17 protein-coding genes and 2 tRNA genes (1 of these 19 cut by a window edge) are annotated in these 17,714 nt (G+C 37.6%); all 19 read left to right on the forward strand.

Going from position 1 to position 17,714, the window contains the following annotated elements; genetic code table 11:
- Positions 1-14: 14 nt before the first annotated feature.
- Entirely contained in the window at positions 15-500 is a 486-nt protein-coding gene (locus QRY57_RS01980) for a S1 domain-containing RNA-binding protein (protein WP_026593124.1), read from the forward strand.
- A gap of 170 nt (positions 501-670) precedes the next feature.
- Positions 671-744: transfer RNA gene (locus QRY57_RS01985), tRNA-Met, on the forward strand.
- A 13-nt stretch (positions 745-757) separates the two neighbouring features.
- Positions 758-829 (forward strand) — tRNA-Glu (locus QRY57_RS01990).
- Between the two features lie 262 nt (positions 830-1,091).
- Positions 1,092-3,563 (forward strand): stage II sporulation protein E, encoded by a 2,472-nt coding sequence (gene spoIIE, locus QRY57_RS01995; RefSeq protein WP_286016575.1) that lies wholly within the window; start codon positions 1,092-1,094, stop codon positions 3,561-3,563.
- Positions 3,564-3,784: 221 nt separating this feature from the next.
- A complete protein-coding gene (tilS, locus tag QRY57_RS02000; protein ID WP_208019214.1) occupies positions 3,785-5,215 on the forward strand; it encodes a tRNA lysidine(34) synthetase TilS in 1,431 nt (476 codons plus the stop codon).
- On the forward strand, positions 5,212-5,754 hold the full coding sequence (gene hpt / locus QRY57_RS02005) for a hypoxanthine phosphoribosyltransferase (RefSeq protein ID WP_026593127.1): 543 nt from the start codon (positions 5,212-5,214) through the stop codon (positions 5,752-5,754). The genes tilS and hpt overlap by 4 nt, the downstream gene beginning before the upstream one ends.
- An 85-nt stretch (positions 5,755-5,839) precedes the next feature.
- On the forward strand, positions 5,840-7,741 hold the full coding sequence (ftsH, locus tag QRY57_RS02010) for an ATP-dependent zinc metalloprotease FtsH (RefSeq protein ID WP_286016576.1): 1,902 nt from the start codon (positions 5,840-5,842) through the stop codon (positions 7,739-7,741).
- Between the two features lie 226 nt (positions 7,742-7,967).
- Entirely contained in the window at positions 7,968-8,756 is a 789-nt protein-coding gene (locus QRY57_RS02015) for a type III pantothenate kinase (protein ID WP_026593129.1), read from the forward strand.
- A gap of 6 nt (positions 8,757-8,762) precedes the next feature.
- On the forward strand, positions 8,763-9,638 hold the full coding sequence (gene hslO, locus QRY57_RS02020; RefSeq protein ID WP_286016577.1) for a redox-regulated molecular chaperone HslO: 876 nt from the start codon (positions 8,763-8,765) through the stop codon (positions 9,636-9,638).
- A gap of 115 nt (positions 9,639-9,753) precedes the next feature.
- A complete protein-coding gene (gene cysK / locus QRY57_RS02025; RefSeq protein ID WP_026593131.1) occupies positions 9,754-10,677 on the forward strand; it encodes a cysteine synthase A in 924 nt (307 codons plus the stop codon).
- 220 nt (positions 10,678-10,897) lie between these two features.
- Positions 10,898-12,295, forward strand: coding sequence for an anthranilate synthase component I (gene trpE, locus QRY57_RS02030; RefSeq protein ID WP_286016578.1), 1,398 nt, complete (start codon positions 10,898-10,900; stop codon positions 12,293-12,295).
- Positions 12,296-12,300: 5 nt separating this feature from the next.
- Positions 12,301-12,888 carry an aminodeoxychorismate/anthranilate synthase component II gene (gene pabA / locus QRY57_RS02035; protein ID WP_286016579.1) on the forward strand — a complete coding sequence of 196 codons (588 nt, stop codon included), beginning with the start codon at positions 12,301-12,303 and terminating at the stop codon, positions 12,886-12,888.
- Positions 12,882-13,754: an aminodeoxychorismate lyase gene (pabC, locus tag QRY57_RS02040; protein WP_286016580.1), complete on the forward strand. Its 873-nt coding sequence runs from the start codon at positions 12,882-12,884 to the stop codon at positions 13,752-13,754. Before pabA ends, pabC begins: the two co-directional genes overlap by 7 nt.
- Positions 13,729-14,589, forward strand: coding sequence for a dihydropteroate synthase (gene folP, locus QRY57_RS02045; RefSeq protein ID WP_286016581.1), 861 nt, complete (start codon positions 13,729-13,731; stop codon positions 14,587-14,589). The genes pabC and folP overlap by 26 nt, the downstream gene beginning before the upstream one ends.
- A complete protein-coding gene (gene folB / locus QRY57_RS02050) occupies positions 14,590-14,952 on the forward strand; it encodes a dihydroneopterin aldolase (protein WP_208019220.1) in 363 nt (120 codons plus the stop codon). It begins immediately after the preceding gene.
- Entirely contained in the window at positions 14,949-15,464 is a 516-nt protein-coding gene (folK, locus tag QRY57_RS02055) for a 2-amino-4-hydroxy-6-hydroxymethyldihydropteridine diphosphokinase (protein WP_026593137.1), read from the forward strand. Before folB ends, folK begins: the two co-directional genes overlap by 4 nt.
- A complete protein-coding gene (locus tag QRY57_RS02060; protein WP_026593138.1) occupies positions 15,416-15,619 on the forward strand; it encodes a helix-turn-helix domain-containing protein in 204 nt (67 codons plus the stop codon). The genes folK and QRY57_RS02060 overlap by 49 nt, the downstream gene beginning before the upstream one ends.
- A gap of 23 nt (positions 15,620-15,642) precedes the next feature.
- A complete protein-coding gene (gene dusB / locus QRY57_RS02065; protein ID WP_098302835.1) occupies positions 15,643-16,641 on the forward strand; it encodes a tRNA dihydrouridine synthase DusB in 999 nt (332 codons plus the stop codon).
- 161 nt (positions 16,642-16,802) lie between these two features.
- Positions 16,803-17,714: the 5' portion of a lysine--tRNA ligase gene (gene lysS / locus QRY57_RS02070; protein WP_208019222.1), read on the forward strand. Its footprint extends 588 nt past the window's final position; 912 of the gene's 1,500 nt are visible here — the first part of the coding sequence; it begins with the start codon at positions 16,803-16,805; its stop codon lies off the right edge, out of view.

The raw sequence follows: 17,714 nt of genomic DNA on the forward strand, positions 1-17,714 counted from the left end.
GGAGCATTTTTTTTATGTCAATCGAGGTAGGCAGCAAGTTACAAGGTAAAGTAACAGGTATTACAAATTTTGGGGCTTTTGTGGAGCTGCCAGAAGGCTTAACGGGTCTTGTTCATATTAGTGAAGTTGCTGATAATTATGTGAAGGATATTAATGATCACTTAAAAGTAGGCGATGAAGTAGAAGTAAAAGTTATTAATGTTGAAAAAGATGGGAAAATCGGTCTATCTATCAAAAAAGCGAAAGAACGTGTAAGACCAGAAGGAGATCGTCCACGCGGTGAATATCAACGTGGTGGTGATCAACAACGTTCTGGACGTCCGCAACGCAATCGTTCTTTTAACAGAGATAACCGTGGTGGCCGTGATAACGGTGGGAATCAAAAAGAAACATTCGAGCAAAAGATGGCACGCTTTTTAAAAGACAGTGAAGATCGTTTAACTTCTTTAAAGCGTAATACAGAATCTAAACGTGGTGGCCGTGGCGCTCGTCGCGGATAAAACGAACGTTTTATTTTTCACATATAGAGAGGTGCCCAGGGTAATTTACTCGGGGTGCTTTTTTATGTAAATGAGTATATTAAAAAAAAGAATAAAAAACTTTTTGAAACGTGTTGACTTTAAAACGTATTTGATATAAGATACTAATTGTCCGTTAAATAAGACGACATGGCGGTGTAGCTCAGCTGGCTAGAGCGTACGGTTCATACCCGTGAGGTCGGGGGTTCGATCCCCTCCGCCGCTATATTTATTTTAACGGCCCGTTGGTCAAGTGGTTAAGACACCGCCCTTTCACGGCGGTAACACGGGTTCGAATCCCGTACGGGTCATCTAAAAAAGATCATGCATATACGCATGATCTTTTTTTGTTGAAAAATTGTAAAGAAGTACAAAGCTTCTACAAAAACACCTTTTATTTTTTGAATTTTCACTCCTTTATAAGTGTTTAGCCTTAACAACTTGTATATATATAGGTTTATTTTGAATAAAAAGTCGAACGATTATGTAGGTGAGAACTGTTGTTTTGACAAAAACCCCAATAATTATCTTTTATAATGACAGTAATTAAACTATGCAGGTGGTGTTAAAAATATGCCAAAAGCAGGAAGGAACACTGTAAACACAAGTACACTGGCTATGAATGATGGGCAACTCAGATCAATCACATGGACAAGCAAGTTGAAAGTGAAATTAGAGCAAGTTTTCTTTAGATGGGGATTTGTTATTGCTGTAATCGGTTTTCTTTTAGGACGAGCATATATATTAACGAACATTTTGCCGTTTGCACTACCATTTTTTGCTGCTGTTTATGTAATGAAACGTGATAAGATGCCGCTCGCATTTCTTGCCCTTATGGGTGGTGCGCTTTCCGTTTCAATAGATAATTTGTTTTTTGCCTTTGCATCTATTTTTACTTTCTTCATTTATAATATCTTCTTTAGTCGGTTTACACGTAAAATTGTTGGACTTGTACCATTTCAAGTATTTATCTCCGCATTAACCGCACATCTCGCTGTTGTTTACTTCGCGCAGCAAACTGTCACGACATATGATTTACTCGTAAGTACCATTGAAGCAGGACTTAGTTTTGTTTTAACAATGATTTTTTTACAAAGTGTGCCATTGCTAACAGAAAGAAAAGGGAAACAGCAAGCATTGGAAACAGAAGAAATTGTTTGTTTAATTATATTACTTGCATCCGTATTAACAGGTACAACAGATTGGTTTATTTACGACGCCTCAGTTCAACATGTTTTTACTAGATATTTAGTACTATTATTTGCTTTTGTTGCAGGTGCAGCTACTGGTTCAACAGTAGGGGTTGTTACGGGATTGATATTGAGTTTAGCAAATGTAGCTAGTTTGTCTCAACTTAGCTTATTAGCCTTTTCGGGGTTACTTGGTGGATTATTAAAAGAAGGAAAGCGTCTTGGAGTTAGTTTAGGGTTGTTAATTGGTACAAGTTTAATTACATTATACGTCGATAAACAAACGAATATTATAACAACTTTAATAGAATCTGGAGTAGCGATAGGGTTCTTTCTATTAACGCCAAAGGTAATTATTGATCGGTTTGCTAAATTTATGCCAGGAACACAAGAACATTCTCATGATCAACAACAATATTTAAGAAGAATGCGTGATGTTACGGCGAATAAAATTAATCAGTTTGCAAATGTATTCTCTGCATTATCTAATAGTTTTTCAATATATGGATATGTGGAAGAAGAGGACAAGGAGACGGAGGCTGATTTATTTTTAAGTACAATTACAGCAAAGACATGCCAATCATGTTTTAAAAAGGATCAATGCTGGGTAGTGAATTTCGATAAAACATATGATTATATGAAACAAATTATGGATGAAACAGAAGAAGGAACGCTTCAACATAACCGTAAGTTGGTTCGTGAGTGGGAAAAACACTGTGTAAGAGGAAAAAAAGTAACAGATTTAATGGCAGGGGAATTAGGTCATTTCTATGAGGGGCAAAAGTTACGAAAACAAATGAAAGAGAATCGTAGAATTGTGGCAGAACAATTATTAGGTGTCTCGAAAGTAATGGAAGATTTTGCGAAAGAAATTCAGCGTGAACGGGAAAATCATCAAGTGCAGGAAGAGCGGATTTTACAAGCATTTCGTGACTTTGGTGTTGAGGTGGAACATGTTGATATTTATTGTTTAGATAGAGGAAATATTGATATTGAAATGATGATTCCTGCGGCATCTAATCAACATGGTGAATGTGAAAAGTTAGTTGCTCCGATGCTTTCGGATATTTTAAAAGAAAATATTGTGGTTAAACATGAGGAGCCTTCTGCTTATCCAAATGGTCATAGCATGATATCTTTTGGGTCAGCAAAAACATTTTCTCTTGATACAGGGCTTGCTACAGCAGCAAAAGGAGGAGGATTTGTATCAGGGGATTCGTATGCGATGATGGATTTAAGTGTTGGAAAGTATGCTCTTGCTATTAGTGATGGAATGGGAAATGGACAAAGGGCACATATGGAAAGTAAAGAAACGGTCAAATTGTTACAAAAAATACTGCAATCCGGTATTGATGAAGAAATTGCCATTAAGTCTATTAATTCAATTCTTTCATTGAGAACGACAGAGGAAATGTTTACGACGCTCGATTTAGCTATGGTAGATTTACGTGACGCGAGCGCTAAGTTCTTAAAAATTGGTTCAACACCAAGCTTTGTAAAACGTGGAAATACCGTTTTTAAAATAGAAGCAAGCAATTTGCCAATGGGAATTATTGAGGATGTTGAGGTAGATGTTGTTGGTGAACAATTAAAAACAGAAGATATTCTAGTTATGATGAGCGATGGGATTTTTGAAGGAGCACAGCATGTGGAAAACCATGAATTGTGGATGAAACGTAAAATTAAAGAACTGCAAACAGATGATCCGCAAGAAATTGCTGATATTATTATGGAAGAGGTTATTCGTTCTGGTGATGGTTATATTAATGACGATATGACAATTGTCGTTGCGAAGGTAAAGAAGAATATGCCAAAGTGGGCTACGATTCCGCTTGTGGGTAAACAGGCGCAATAGGGGAGTGTAAGTTTTCAAAATTTGGTTCTGAGGTCTAGGGTAATACCTAGGCCTTTTTTTATAGGAGGAATTAGTTTCATTTGTCCTGTGAAGATAGGAGATGGATGTAAGATAAAAATGTGAATTTTGTACATCTTTTTTTTGCACAAAGTTTGTAAAAGTTGTACCATTATAAGCAAGGCAAGATATTGTTTTTTGTTTAATGAAAGGTGATTGCAAAGTTGAAAGATACATTTGTTGAAAAGGTAGATGAGTTTGCAAAACGGCATGATGTATTAAAAGAACATTCGACAATTGTTGTAGGAGTTTCTGGAGGCCCTGATTCTTTAGCTCTTTTATATTATCTATTAGAGAAACGGGAAGAGAAAGAATTGAAAATTGTAGTTGCGCATGTAGATCACATGTTTAGAGGAGATGAATCCTACAAAGACTTACAATTTGTGGAGAAACTTTGTCAGAAGGTCGGGGTTATTTGCGAAACGATAAGAATTAATGTGTCGCAATATCAACAGCAATATGGAATGAATGCACAGGTGGCTGCTAGAGAATGCCGATATGCATTTTTGGAAAGAATAATGAGGAAATATGGTGCATTGTATGTAGCCCTTGGACATCATGGAGATGACCAAGTGGAGACGATTTTAATGCGCCTCGTCCGAGGGAGTACTCCGAAGGGATATGCGGGAATTGCTGTGAAACGTCCTTTCCACAATGGGTATTTAATTAGACCATTATTAGCGGTAACAAAGGAAGAAATCAATGCTTATTGTAATAGGCTAGGGATTACACCTCGCATGGATCCGAGTAACGAAAAGGAAGTATATACAAGGAATCGATTGCGTAAGCATGTTCTACCTTATTTAAAAGAGGAAAATCCGCATGTGCATGAGAGATTTCAAAATTTTAGTATGCTTATGCAAGAGGATGAGGCGTATTTGCAGGAATTAGCTTTTGAAAAGATGAATAAAGTAATTACAAAAAAAAGTAATAAACACATCGTCTTATCAATTCCTGCCTTTGAATCCATGCCTATGCCTTTACAAAGAAGAGGGATTCAACTAATATTAAACTATCTTTATGAATACAAGATTCCGTCTTCGCTTTCTTCTATACATATTGACAAAGTTATTGCATTTTTTAAGCGAACGCATCCTTCAGGCTCACTTGACTTTCCTAGTGACCTAAAAATTGTTCGTACATATGAAGAATGTAGTTTCCGGTTTAAACAAGAAATTGTTTTTCCTTTTTCACAAGTTTTATCAGTACCTGGTGCCGTTACATTAGCAAACGGGGATGAGCTTGTAGCAGAAGTAAATGAGGAACTACCAAGCAACATGAATGAAACGGTATTTGTTGCTAAGTATAATGATATATCATATCCTCTTCATATCCGCTCTAGAGAAAATGGAGATCGCATGTCAATACAAGGTATGAGTGGTACAAAAAAGATAAAAGCTATTTTTATCGAGGCAAAAGTACCAAAAGAAAAAAGAGAAGAGTGGCCGATTGTTTGTGATGCAAGAGGGAATATTATTTGGGTTCCATTGTTAAAACGATCTGCATTTGCCATTTCACATGGAACAACAGATAAGGATAAATATATGATTATTCACTACAAAAGCAAGGAGTCTTCCAGGAGGATAATGAAATGATGAATCAAGATATCGAAAAAGTATTAATTTCCGAAGAACAAATACAAGAAAAGGTGCACGAGCTAGGTGCAATTATTGCAGAGGATTATAAACATACAGTACCTCTTGCAATTGGTGTATTAAAGGGTGCAATGCCATTTATGGCAGACTTATTAAAAAGAACAGATACATATCTTGAAATGGATTTTATGGCTGTTTCTAGCTACGGTCATTCTACAGTTTCAACAGGTGAAGTGAAAATTTTAAAGGACCTTGATACTTCTGTAGAAGGTCGCGATATTTTAATCGTTGAAGATATTATTGATAGCGGTCTTACATTAAGCTACTTAGTGGACCTATTCAAATATCGTAAGGCGAAATCTGTAAAGATTGTTACGCTTTTAGATAAGCCAACTGGTCGCAAAGTAGACCTAAAAGCAGATTACGTTGGATTTACTGTTCCTCATGAATTTGTAGTAGGATATGGCTTAGATTATAAGGAGCAATATCGTAATCTTCCTTATGTTGGAGTATTAAAACCAAGCGTTTACTCAAATTAATTAACTACAGGCGTTATCATTGGATAGGAAAGTTTTTCTATGTTACGATTTACTATAGTGTTTATGCCGTGAGAGGAGGTTAGGAATGAATCGTATCTTCCGTAATACCATCTTTTATTTACTGATATTCTTAGTAGTAATTGGAATCGTGAGCTATTTTAATGGTTCAACACAAAAAACGACATCAGTTAGCTACGATAAATTCATTACTAAACTTGAAAAGGGTGAAGTGCGTAATGTGCAACTTCAACCAAAGAATGGTGTATTTGAGGTAAAAGGACAATTTAGCAATACTAGTAAGGAAGAGCAATTTGTTACTTATGCACCAAATACTGAAGAATTACAAAAGAAAATTAATGACAAAGCACAAGGTGCTGAAGTGAAGTATCAACCAGCTGAAGAAACAAGTGCTTGGGTGACATTCTTTACTTCTATTATCCCGTTTGTAATTATCTTCATTTTATTCTTCTTCTTACTAAACCAAGCTCAGGGCGGTGGTAGCCGTGTTATGAACTTCGGAAAGAGTAAGGCGAAGTTATACAATGATGAAAAGAAAAAAGTACGCTTCAGAGATGTAGCTGGAGCAGACGAAGAGAAACAGGAGCTTGTTGAGGTAGTAGAATTCTTAAAAGATCCTCGTAAGTTTGCTGAGGTTGGTGCCCGTATTCCTAAGGGTGTTCTATTAGTTGGACCTCCAGGTACAGGTAAAACATTACTTGCGCGTGCTGTTGCAGGTGAGGCTGGCGTTCCTTTCTTCTCTATCAGTGGTTCTGATTTCGTAGAGATGTTCGTCGGTGTCGGTGCTTCCCGTGTACGTGATTTATTTGAAAATGCGAAGAAAAATGCTCCTTGTATCATTTTTATCGATGAAATTGATGCGGTAGGTCGTCAACGTGGAGCGGGTCTTGGCGGTGGTCACGATGAGCGTGAACAAACGTTAAACCAACTTCTTGTTGAAATGGATGGATTCGGTGCAAACGAAGGTATTATTATCATCGCTGCAACAAACCGTCCGGATATTCTTGATCCAGCATTATTACGTCCAGGACGTTTTGATCGTCAAATTACAGTTGATCGTCCAGATGTAAATGGACGTGAAGCAGTACTGAAGGTACATGCTCGTAATAAGCCGCTTGATGAGGATATCAATCTAAGAGCGATTGCAACTCGTACACCAGGATTCTCTGGTGCAGATCTTGAAAACTTATTAAATGAAGCTGCGTTAGTAGCTGCGCGTCAAGATAAAAAGAAAATTGACATGTCTGATATCGATGAGGCGACGGATCGCGTGATTGCAGGTCCTGCTAAGAAAAGTCGTGTTATTTCTGAAAAAGAACGCAACATTGTCGCATTCCATGAAGCAGGTCACACTGTAATTGGTGTTGTACTTGATGAAGCGGATATCGTTCATAAAGTAACAATTGTCCCTCGTGGTCAAGCTGGTGGATATGCAGTAATGCTTCCGAAAGAAGATCGTTACTTCATGACAAAGCCAGAATTACTTGATAAAATCACTGGTTTACTCGGTGGCCGAGTGGCTGAGGAGATTGTATTTGGTGAAGTAAGTACAGGAGCTCACAACGACTTCCAACGTGCGACTGGCATTGCGAGACGTATGGTAACGGAATTTGGTATGAGTGATAAGCTTGGACCGATGCAGTTTGGTAGCTCACAAGGTGGTCAAGTGTTCTTAGGAAGAGATTTTCATTCGGAACAAAACTACAGTGATGCAATTGCACATGAAATTGACATGGAAATGCAAAGTATTATGAAAGAATGTTACGCTCGTGCAAAACAAATTCTTACTGAAAAACGTGATAAGCTAGATATTATTGCAAAAACACTACTTGAAGTGGAAACGTTAGATGCAGAGCAAATTAATCATTTATATGATTATGGAGTTTTACCTGAGCGTAAGAAGTCATCTGAAGATGTGAAAGTAAATATCACAATGAAAAAAGATGATGAGAACGTAGAAGATAAATAAAAAATGAAGGAGTGACAATAGTCACTCCTTTTTTCTATGCTGAGGAATTTATGTAATTGTATATAAATTTGAAGCTTCTTTGCATTAAAAATTGAAATGATGAACGATCTTTTTGTAAAATGATGAAGATGGAAAAACTGATTATATGGGTATGTATGATATGATGGCATTATAAGTTTTGTACATACTGCACAAATATAGATTAAATAAGATAAGTGGTGAGAATATGATTTTTGTATTGGATGTAGGGAATACAAATGCGGTACTTGGTGTATTTGAAGATGGGGAACTTCGCCAACATTGGCGTATGGAGACGGACCGTCATAAAACGGAAGATGAATATGGTATGTTAGTGAAACAGTTACTTGAACATGAGGGCCTTTCTTTCCAAGATGTGAAAGGAATTATTGTATCTTCGGTTGTACCACCAATTATGTTCGCCTTAGAGCGTATGTGTGAGAAGTATTTCAAAATTAAACCGCTTGTAGTGGGGCCGGGAATAAAAACAGGTTTAAATATTAAATATGAAAATCCACGTGAAGTTGGAGCGGATCGTATTGTAAATGCTGTAGCTGGCATCCAGTTATATGGAAGTCCTCTGATTATTGTCGATTTTGGAACGGCTACTACATATTGTTATATTAACGAGAATAAGCATTATATGGGTGGTGTAATTACACCGGGCATTATGATTTCGGCAGAGGCTTTATACAGTCGGGCAGCAAAACTTCCTCGTATTGAAATTACAAAACCAAGTAGTGTTGTTGGGAAAAATACGATAAGTGCAATGCAATCAGGGATTCTTTATGGATATGTTGGACAAGTGGAAGGTATTGTGAAGCGTATGAAAGAAGAAGCTAAACAAGAACCGAAAGTTATTGCAACTGGTGGATTAGCAAAATTAATTGCGGAAGAATCTAATGTAATTGATATTGTAGATCCGTTTTTAACATTGAAGGGCTTGTATATGTTATATGAACGTAATGCAAATTTACAACATGAGAAGGGTGAATAAATAAGGATGAAAGATTATTTAGTAAAAGCGTTAGCGTTTGATGGAGAGGTTCGTGCATACGGTGTACGTACAACAAATACAGTAAGTGAGGCACAAAGGCGTCATGATACATGGCGGACTGCTTCTGCTGCGCTTGGGCGTTCGTTAACAGCTGGTACAATGATGGGAGCTATGTTAAAAGGTGATCAGAAGCTGACGATTAAAGTAGAAGGGAATGGTCCGCTTGGTCCGATTTTAGTGGATGCTCATGCAAATGGAGATGTACGTGGGTATGTAACGAATCCACATGTTGATTTCGAATCGACGGAGCAAGGTAAGTTACGTGTATATCAAGCTGTGGGTACAGAGGGTTCTTTAACGGTTATTAAAGATATCGGTATGCGTGAACCATTTATCGGACAATCTCCAATTGTTTCAGGTGAATTAGGAGAAGACTTCACATATTATTTCGCTGTTTCTGAGCAAACGCCTTCTTCTGTTGGTGTTGGAGTTCTTGTAAATGGGGATGATAGCATCTTAGCGGCTGGCGGATTTATTTTGCAGATTATGCCAGGTGCGCAAGAGGAGACAATTTCATTTATTGAGGAACGCCTACAAAAAATTCCGCCTGTGTCAAAGTTAATTGAACAAGGTCTTTCACCAGAAGAATTATTATATGAAGTATTAGGGAAAGACAAAGTGAAAGTATTAGAAACAATGGATGTTCAATTTAATTGTACATGTTCTCGTGAGCGTATTGAGAGTGTATTGATTAGTCTGGGTAAGAAAGAATTAGAACAAGTTCGTGAAGAAGAGGATGAGACAGAGGTGCATTGTCATTTCTGTAATGAACGATATAGATTTTCTAAAGAAGATATTACAAACTTAATTGAAAGCCTGTAATAAAATTGTTCATGGGGAATCAATCCTTCGAATAGATTGACAAATAGGGAATTTTCTGACAAAATTAAAAAATAGACAAAACCAATAAAAATACTCGGTGTTAGGAGTGACAGGAATGCGAGTGGCACAATCAGTTTCAGAATTAATCGGGAAAACGCCGATCGTTAAGTTGAACCGCATCGTAGAACAAGACAGTGCAGACATTTACTTAAAATTAGAATTTATGAATCCTGGAAGTAGCGTAAAAGATCGTATTGCACTATCCATGATCGAAGTTGCTGAGAAAAAAGGTTTATTAAAAGAAGGCGATACAATCATTGAGCCGACTAGCGGTAACACAGGAATTGGTTTAGCGATGGTGGCAGCTGCAAAAGGTTATAAGGCGATTTTAGTAATGCCAGAAACAATGAGTATCGAACGTCGTAACTTATTACGCGCTTATGGAGCAGAATTAGTATTAACTCCAGGTCCAGAAGGAATGGGTGGTGCAATTCGTAAGGCGACTGAATTGGCAAAAGATCATGGTTACTTTATACCACAACAATTCCAAAACCAGGCGAATCCAGAAATTCATCGTTTGACGACAGGTCCAGAAATTGTTGAGCAGATGGGCAATCAATTAGATGCATTTATTGCTGGTATCGGTACTGGTGGGACAATTACAGGTGCTGGTGAAGTGTTAAAGGAAACATATAAAGACATTAAAATTTATGCAGTAGAACCTGCGGATTCTCCAGTGTTATCTGGTGGAAAACCAGGTCCACATAAAATTCAAGGTATTGGGGCTGGATTTGTTCCTGAAACATTGGATGTAGAAGTATATGATGAAATTATTCAAGTGAAGACAGAACAGGCATTTGAATATGCAAGAAGGGTAGCTCGTGAAGAAGGTATTTTAGTTGGTATTTCTTCAGGTGCTGTCATTTATGCTGCGACAGAAGTTGCGAAAAAACTTGGTAAAGGGAAAAAGGTTCTTGTAATTATTCCAAGTAATGGTGAGCGTTATTTAAGCACGCCGCTTTATCAATTTGAATCATAATCAGTGCGGTCAGAAGAAAGCATTCCTTAACAGGGATGCTTTTTCTTTTTTCGTTTGAAAATAGGAAAAGAGTGAATGACTAGAAAACTTCATGTAAAATAAGTAGTAGTAAAGTTAAATTATTTTCACTAGCTCTCAAGGATAATTATTTCCTATTAACTATCTGTGATTTGAGATGATTCGTCTAAGGGAGTGGGATAAAAGAAGACGGGGTGTTGATATGCAACGAAGAAAATCTTTAGCGCTTTCTATTCCATATCAGTTAGATTTTTTTAAGCAGTATAAGTTTCTTTCTCAGAATAAGCACCAACATATCTTACTAGAAAGTGGTCGCGGTGGTCGTTATACTATTGCAGGGCTTGATCCTGTAGCGGTAATTCGGGGGAAGAATGAAACATTACATATAAGTGAAAGTGGTAAGGAAACAATACAAAGAGGGAATCCATTAGATTTGATGCAACATTATATGGAACAATGGAAAACGGATCATAATCCAAAGTATCCTCCGTTTCAAGGTGGTGCAATTGGATATTTTAGTTATGATTGTATCCGTTATATTGAGAAGCTTCCATCTCTTGCTAAGGATGATGTGGATATACCTGACGTATTCTTTTTATTATTCAATGATGTGTTTGTGTATGATCAAAAGGAAAAAGTGCTATGGATTATTACACATTATATAGATGAACGTGAGGAAGCGGAAAATCGTTTAAATGAATGGAAGAATCTTTGGTTGCAGGAAGCTCCTGAAGTTAAAGTGCCATTTGAATGTCCTGAAAATAGAAATGAAGCAGTAGCTTTTACAGAAGAAGGATTTATGGAAGCTGTTCAGCGTATTCAAGAGTACATTGGAGCTGGGGATGTATTTCAAGTAAATCTGTCGACAAGGCAAGAGAAAACATTGCAAACACATCCGCTCGAAATTTATACGAGTCTTCGTGAAATTAATCCATCACCATATATGGGGTATTTAGAACTTGGAGATTTTCAAATTGTTAGTGGCTCACCTGAATTATTAATTAAAAAACAAGGGACTGAAGTGAGTACTCGTCCGATTGCTGGCACGCGTTCTCGAGGGAAGGATGAGCAAGAAGACGAGAGTTTGGCGAAAGAGTTAATTGAAAATGAAAAAGAACGAGCAGAACACGTGATGCTTGTAGATTTAGAGCGAAATGATTTAGGGCGAGTTTGTAAGTACGGGACTGTTGAAGTAGATGAATTCATGGTAATTGAAAAATATTCGCATGTTATGCATATAGTTTCTAATGTTCGTGGAGAGGTCCGGGAAGATAAGGATGCTTTTGATTTAGTAAGAGCTGTGTTTCCGGGTGGAACGATTACGGGAGCACCTAAAATACGTACAATGGAAATTATAGAAGAATTAGAACCGGTTCGCCGTGGGATTTATACAGGTTCAATTGGTTGGATTGGTTATTCAGGGGATATGGAGTTAAATATTGTGATTCGGACGCTCCTTGCAAAGGATGGACAAGCGTATGTGCAGGCCGGGGCAGGGATTGTAATTGATTCAAATCCGAAAAATGAGTATAAAGAGTCGTTAAAAAAAGCAATCGCTCTATGGCGTGCAAAAGAATGCAGCGAAGAAACGGTTAGGTGAGAGAAATGATATTGATGATTGATAATTATGATTCTTTTACATTTAATTTAGTACAGTTTCTTGGAGAACTTGGACAGGAACTGGTAGTTAAGCGTAATGATGAAGTTACAATTTCAGATATTGAACAAATGAAACCAGACTTTTTAATGATTTCTCCAGGGCCTTGTAGTCCTAATGAAGCTGGTGTAAGTATGAATGTTATTAAGCATTTTGCAGGGAGGATTCCAATTTTTGGAGTGTGTCTTGGTCACCAATCGATTGCGCAGGTATTTGGAGGAGATGTTGTTCGTGCGGAACGTTTAATGCATGGGAAAACCTCTCCGATGTATCATGATGGGAAAACAATTTTTTCGGAAATTCCTAATCCATTTACGGCAACTCGTTATCATTCTCTTATTGTTAAAAAGGAAACATTGCCAGAATGTTTAGAAGTAACATCTTGGACAGAAGAGGGAGAGATTATGGGGCTTCGTCATAAAACATTGCCAATCGAAGGAGTGCAATTCCACCCAGAGTCTATTATGACTTCCCATGGGAAAGAGTTACTGCAGAACTTTATCCGCAGTTATAGTCCGAGTGTATCATCATGTTAATTTATGTAAATGGTACATATGTGGAAGCGAGTGAAGCAAAAATCTCCCCATATGATCATGGATATTTATATGGACTAGGTGTTTTTGAAACGTTTCGTATTTATGACGGGCATCCATTTTTATTAGACGATCACTATGAACGTTTAATGGATGCTCTTTCTACGCTCCAAATCGAGTGGACGATGACAAAAGAAGATGTGTGTCGCATTTTACAAGAATTACTTGTAAGGAATGGGCTAAATCATGCGTATATTCGCTTTAATGTATCGGCTGGTATAGATGAAATAGGTTTGCAAACAGAGGTTTATGAAGAGCCTTCTGTTATTGTATTTATAAAGCCTTTGGCAGCTCCAGGTGTAGTAGTGGAAAAGGAAGGCATTATTTTGAAACAAACACGAAATACACCGGAAGGAGCGTTTCGTTTAAAGTCTCATCATTATTTAAATAACATTTTAGGAAAACGTGAAATTGGAAATGTTGTAAGTAAAGAGGGGATTTTCTTAACTGAAGCTGGTCATATAGCGGAAGGGATTGTTTCGAATCTCTTTTTTGTGAAGGGAAGTGTTTTATATACGCCTTCGCTTGAAACAGGGATTTTAAATGGGATTACTCGCGCTTTTATTATACAGATTGCTGAAATGTTGAATATACAAGTGGAGGAAGGTTTCTTTACGAAAGATGAGTTACTTTCCGCTGATGAGGTGTTTGTAACAAATTCTGTTCAAGAAATCGTGCCATTTCGCCATATTGAAGAGAGAGATTTCCCGGGTAAAGAAGGCGAGGTTACAAAGCAACTGATGCGTGTGTATGAAATGCATAGAGGAAAGCTTTGGAGCCGAAATGAATTGCGGAGAGGAGATGTGTAGTGTGAAGTGGAGTTATGATTTACGCTGCGGCGAATATACGCTGAATTTAAATAAAAAGACATTAATCATGGGGATTTTAAATGTTACACCAGATTCATTCTCAGATGGTGGAAACTACGATGAGGTAAACGCAGCTGTAAGTCACGCGAGGGAAATGGTGGCCGGCGGTGCTGATATTATTGATATTGGTGGGGAATCAACTCGTCCTGGCTTCGCGAAAGTTTCAGTGGAAGAAGAGTTAAGACGCGTGATTCCGATGATTCGAGCGATTTCGAAAGAAGTGAAAGTGCCTATTTCTATTGATACGTATAAAGCTGAAGTAGCTAAGCAAGCAATTGAAGCGGGTGCCCATGTTATTAATGATATATGGGGAGCGAAGGCTGAATCGAAAATTGCGGAAGTGGCAGCACGTTATAATGTACCGATTATCTTAATGCATAATCGTGATAACACAAACTATCGTAATTTAATGGCTGATATGATTGCGGATTTATATGAGAGTGTTAAAATTGCAAAAGATGCGGGTGTACCTGATGAAAATATTATTTTAGATCCAGGTATCGGTTTTGCGAAGACGGTAGAACAAAATTTAGAAGTGATGCGTAATTTAGAAAAGCTAAATGTATTAGGGTATCCGGTTCTTCTTGCGACTTCCAGAAAATCATTTATTGGTCATGTTTTAGACTTGCCGGTAGAGGAACGTGTAGAAGGAACTGGGGCGTCGGTGTGTCTTGGTATTGAAAAAGGTTGTGAAATGATTCGTGTTCATGATGTGAAAGAAATGGCGCGTATGGCGAAGATGATGGATGCGATGATTGGTAAGGGGGGAAAGTGATTGGATAAAATTTATATCCATGACATGGAGTTTTATGGCTATCATGGTGTATTTCCAGAAGAGAATAAATTGGGACAAAGATTTAAAGTGGATTTAACTGTGGAGCTGGATTTAAAACAAGCGGGCGAAAGTGATAACTTAGAGCATTCGGTAAACTATGGGGAGCTCTTTGAACTTTGCAAGCAAGTAGTTGAGGATCAAACGTACAAACTTGTAGAAAGTATAGCGGAAAATATAGCGGCGAATATATTGACTCGATACGTAAGTATTTTACGGTGTACAGTAAAGGTTGTTAAACCAGACCCGCCAATCCCAGGGCATTACCGTGCTGTGGCGGTAGAAATTACGAGAGAACGATTATGAAAAATGATGTATACGTTTCGTTAGGATCAAATATTGGTGATCGCTATGCTTATTTATTGGAAGCGATTGAGTTATTAAATAAAAATCCTTATATTCAAGTGAAAGATGTTTCCTCTGTATATGAAACAGATCCAGTTGGATATACAGATCAAAATCGTTTTTTAAATCTAGTTATAAAAATTTCTACCAATTTACTACCGCAAGAGTTGTTGAAAATAACGCAAAAGGTTGAGATTGATTTAGGAAGGAAAAGGGAAATTAGATGGGGCCCGAGAACCATTGACCTTGACATTTTGCTCTATAATCAAGAAAATATTGAAGCAGAGAATCTTATTGTTCCGCATCCGCGGATGTTCGAAAGAGCTTTTGTTATCGTTCCGTTGTTAGAGATTAATCGAGATATAAAACGAGATATTTCACGTTCACAAGTAGATGAAATGAAAAGGCGAGAGGGAGTAACGGTATGGAAGCAGAAAAATGGGGAAGACGCATTCGTGCTTTTCGGAAATTAAAAGGTTATACGCAAGAAGGTTTTGCAAGGGAATTAGGGGTATCTGTATCCGTTTTAGGAGAAGTCGAGAGAGGGAATAGAACCCCTTCTCAAGATTTTGTAGTAGAAGTTGCGAAGACATTAAATATTTCAATAGATGAATTAATGCCAAAGTGAGGACAAAGGAAGGAGATAGTCGAGTGTTAAAGATTGCAAACATCGAGATGAAGAATCCAGTTGTATTAGCACCGATGGCGGGGGTATGTAACTCCGCATTCCGTCTAACTGTAAAAGAATTTGGTGCGGGTTTAGTATGTGCTGAAATGGTAAGTGATAAGGCGATTTTATTTAATAACCAAAGAACATTAGATATGTTATATATTGATGAGAGGGAGAAGCCACTAAGTTTACAAATTTTTGGTGGTGAGAAAGAAACGCTTGTTGGTGCTGCGAAATATGTAGATAAAAACACAACGGCGGATATTATCGATATCAATATGGGTTGCCCAGTTCCGAAAATTACAAAGTGTGATGCTGGTGCAAAATGGTTATTAGATCCAAATAAGGTGTATGAAATGGTAGCAGCAGTTGTAGATGCTGTTGAAAAGCCGGTTACAGTTAAAATGCGTATTGGTTGGGACGAAGACCATATTTTCGCAATTGAAAATGCTAGAGCTGTTGAACGTGCAGGTGGCCAAGCAGTGGCGGTTCACGGACGTACACGTGTTCAAATGTATGAAGGAAAAGCGGATTGGGATATTATTAAACAAGTAAAACAATCTGTAAATATTCCGGTTATCGGAAATGGTGACGTGGAAACACCTCAAGATGCAAAACGCATGCTTGATGAAGTTGGTGTCGATGGTGTTATGATAGGTCGAGCGGCCCTTGGTAATCCTTGGATGATTTATCGTACGGTAAATTATTTAGAAACAGGAGAGTTATTACCAGAACCAACAGTGCGTGAGAAGATAGATGTATGTATGCTCCACTTAGATCGTCTTATTGATTTAAAGAACGAAGATATTGCAGTAAGAGAAATGAGAAAGCACGCAGCTTGGTATTTAAAAGGTGTTCGTGGTAATGCAGGAGTGCGTAATGCAATTAATACGTGCAATACGCGTGAGGACCTTGCTTCCTTGCTAGGGGCGTTTGTAGAAGAAGTAGAAGCAAAACAAGAAACAATTCACGTTGGTTAAAAAAAGGGGAGAGAACGTTTGACATTCCTGCTCTCACTACCTATAATTACGTGAAAGAAAGAAGAACTGCCAGTATACTACTGGCAGTTTTTCTAGTTGAGTAGAAAATGATATACTGTATATATTGTAAAATTTAATAGAGCTGGAGTGATATCAATACCATGGATAACATGAACCACGAAGAATTAAATGACCAATTGCTTGTTCGTCGTGAGAAGTTACATAATTTACGCGAACAAGGGATCGATCCGTTTGGTAAACGTTTTGAACGTACGAATTCAACCAAAGAATTATTAAACTTGTATGGAGAGCTCTCTAAAGAAGAATTAGAAGAGAAAGAAATCTCAGTTTCTATTGCTGGTCGTATTATGACGAAGCGCGGTAAAGGGAAAGCAGGTTTTGCACATCTTCAAGATTTACACGGACAAGTTCAAATTTATGTTCGTAAAGATGCTGTTGGAGATGAGCAATATGAATTATTTAAGACAGCTGACTTAGGTGATTTAGTAGGAATCGAAGGGAAAGTTTTCAAAACAAACGTAGGAGAACTTTCAGTAAAGGCAACAGGCTTTACGTTACTAACGAAAGCACTTCGTCCATTGCCAGATAAATACCATGGATTGAAAGATGTTGAACAACGCTATCGTCAACGTTACTTAGATTTAATTACAAGTATGGAGAGCCGCGAAACATTTGTTACTCGTAGTAAAATCATTCGTGAAATGAGAAGGTATCTAGATGATAATGGTTACCTTGAAGTAGAAACACCGATGATGCATGCGATTGCCGGTGGGGCATCTGCTCGTCCGTTCATCACACACCATAATGCATTAGATATGGAACTATATATGCGTATTGCAATTGAATTGCACTTAAAGCGCCTTATTGTAGGTGGTTTAGAGAAAGTATACGAAATCGGCCGTGTATTCCGTAATGAAGGTGTATCAACGCGTCATAATCCTGAATTTACAATGATTGAATTATATGAAGCGTATGCTGATTATAAAGATATTATGAAACTAACAGAAAATATGATTGCTCATATTGCGAAACAAGTACTAGGTACAACGACA

Source organism: Bacillus arachidis (assembly GCF_030285945.1).
Taxonomy (GTDB): domain Bacteria; phylum Bacillota; class Bacilli; order Bacillales; family Bacillaceae_G; genus Bacillus_A; species Bacillus_A arachidis.

What these genes read in the sequence shown, in the direction of transcription:
- QRY57_RS01980 (WP_026593124.1), top strand. Translation starts at nt 15, where the DNA reads ATGTCAATCGAGGTAGGCAGCAAGTTACAAGGTAAAGTAACAGGTATT.
- spoIIE (WP_286016575.1), top strand. Translation starts at nt 1,092, where the DNA reads ATGCCAAAAGCAGGAAGGAACACTGTAAACACAAGTACACTGGCTATG.
- hpt (WP_026593127.1), top strand. Translation starts at nt 5,212, where the DNA reads ATGATGAATCAAGATATCGAAAAAGTATTAATTTCCGAAGAACAAATA.
- ftsH (WP_286016576.1), top strand. Translation starts at nt 5,840, where the DNA reads ATGAATCGTATCTTCCGTAATACCATCTTTTATTTACTGATATTCTTA.
- QRY57_RS02015 (WP_026593129.1), top strand. Translation starts at nt 7,968, where the DNA reads ATGATTTTTGTATTGGATGTAGGGAATACAAATGCGGTACTTGGTGTA.
- hslO (WP_286016577.1), top strand. Translation starts at nt 8,763, where the DNA reads ATGAAAGATTATTTAGTAAAAGCGTTAGCGTTTGATGGAGAGGTTCGT.
- cysK (WP_026593131.1), top strand. Translation starts at nt 9,754, where the DNA reads ATGCGAGTGGCACAATCAGTTTCAGAATTAATCGGGAAAACGCCGATC.
- trpE (WP_286016578.1), top strand. Translation starts at nt 10,898, where the DNA reads ATGCAACGAAGAAAATCTTTAGCGCTTTCTATTCCATATCAGTTAGAT.
- pabA (WP_286016579.1), top strand. Translation starts at nt 12,301, where the DNA reads ATGATATTGATGATTGATAATTATGATTCTTTTACATTTAATTTAGTA.
- pabC (WP_286016580.1), top strand. Translation starts at nt 12,882, where the DNA reads ATGTTAATTTATGTAAATGGTACATATGTGGAAGCGAGTGAAGCAAAA.
- folP (WP_286016581.1), top strand. Translation starts at nt 13,729, where the DNA reads ATGAATTGCGGAGAGGAGATGTGTAGTGTGAAGTGGAGTTATGATTTA.
- folK (WP_026593137.1), top strand. Translation starts at nt 14,949, where the DNA reads ATGAAAAATGATGTATACGTTTCGTTAGGATCAAATATTGGTGATCGC.
- QRY57_RS02060 (WP_026593138.1), top strand. Translation starts at nt 15,416, where the DNA reads ATGGAAGCAGAAAAATGGGGAAGACGCATTCGTGCTTTTCGGAAATTA.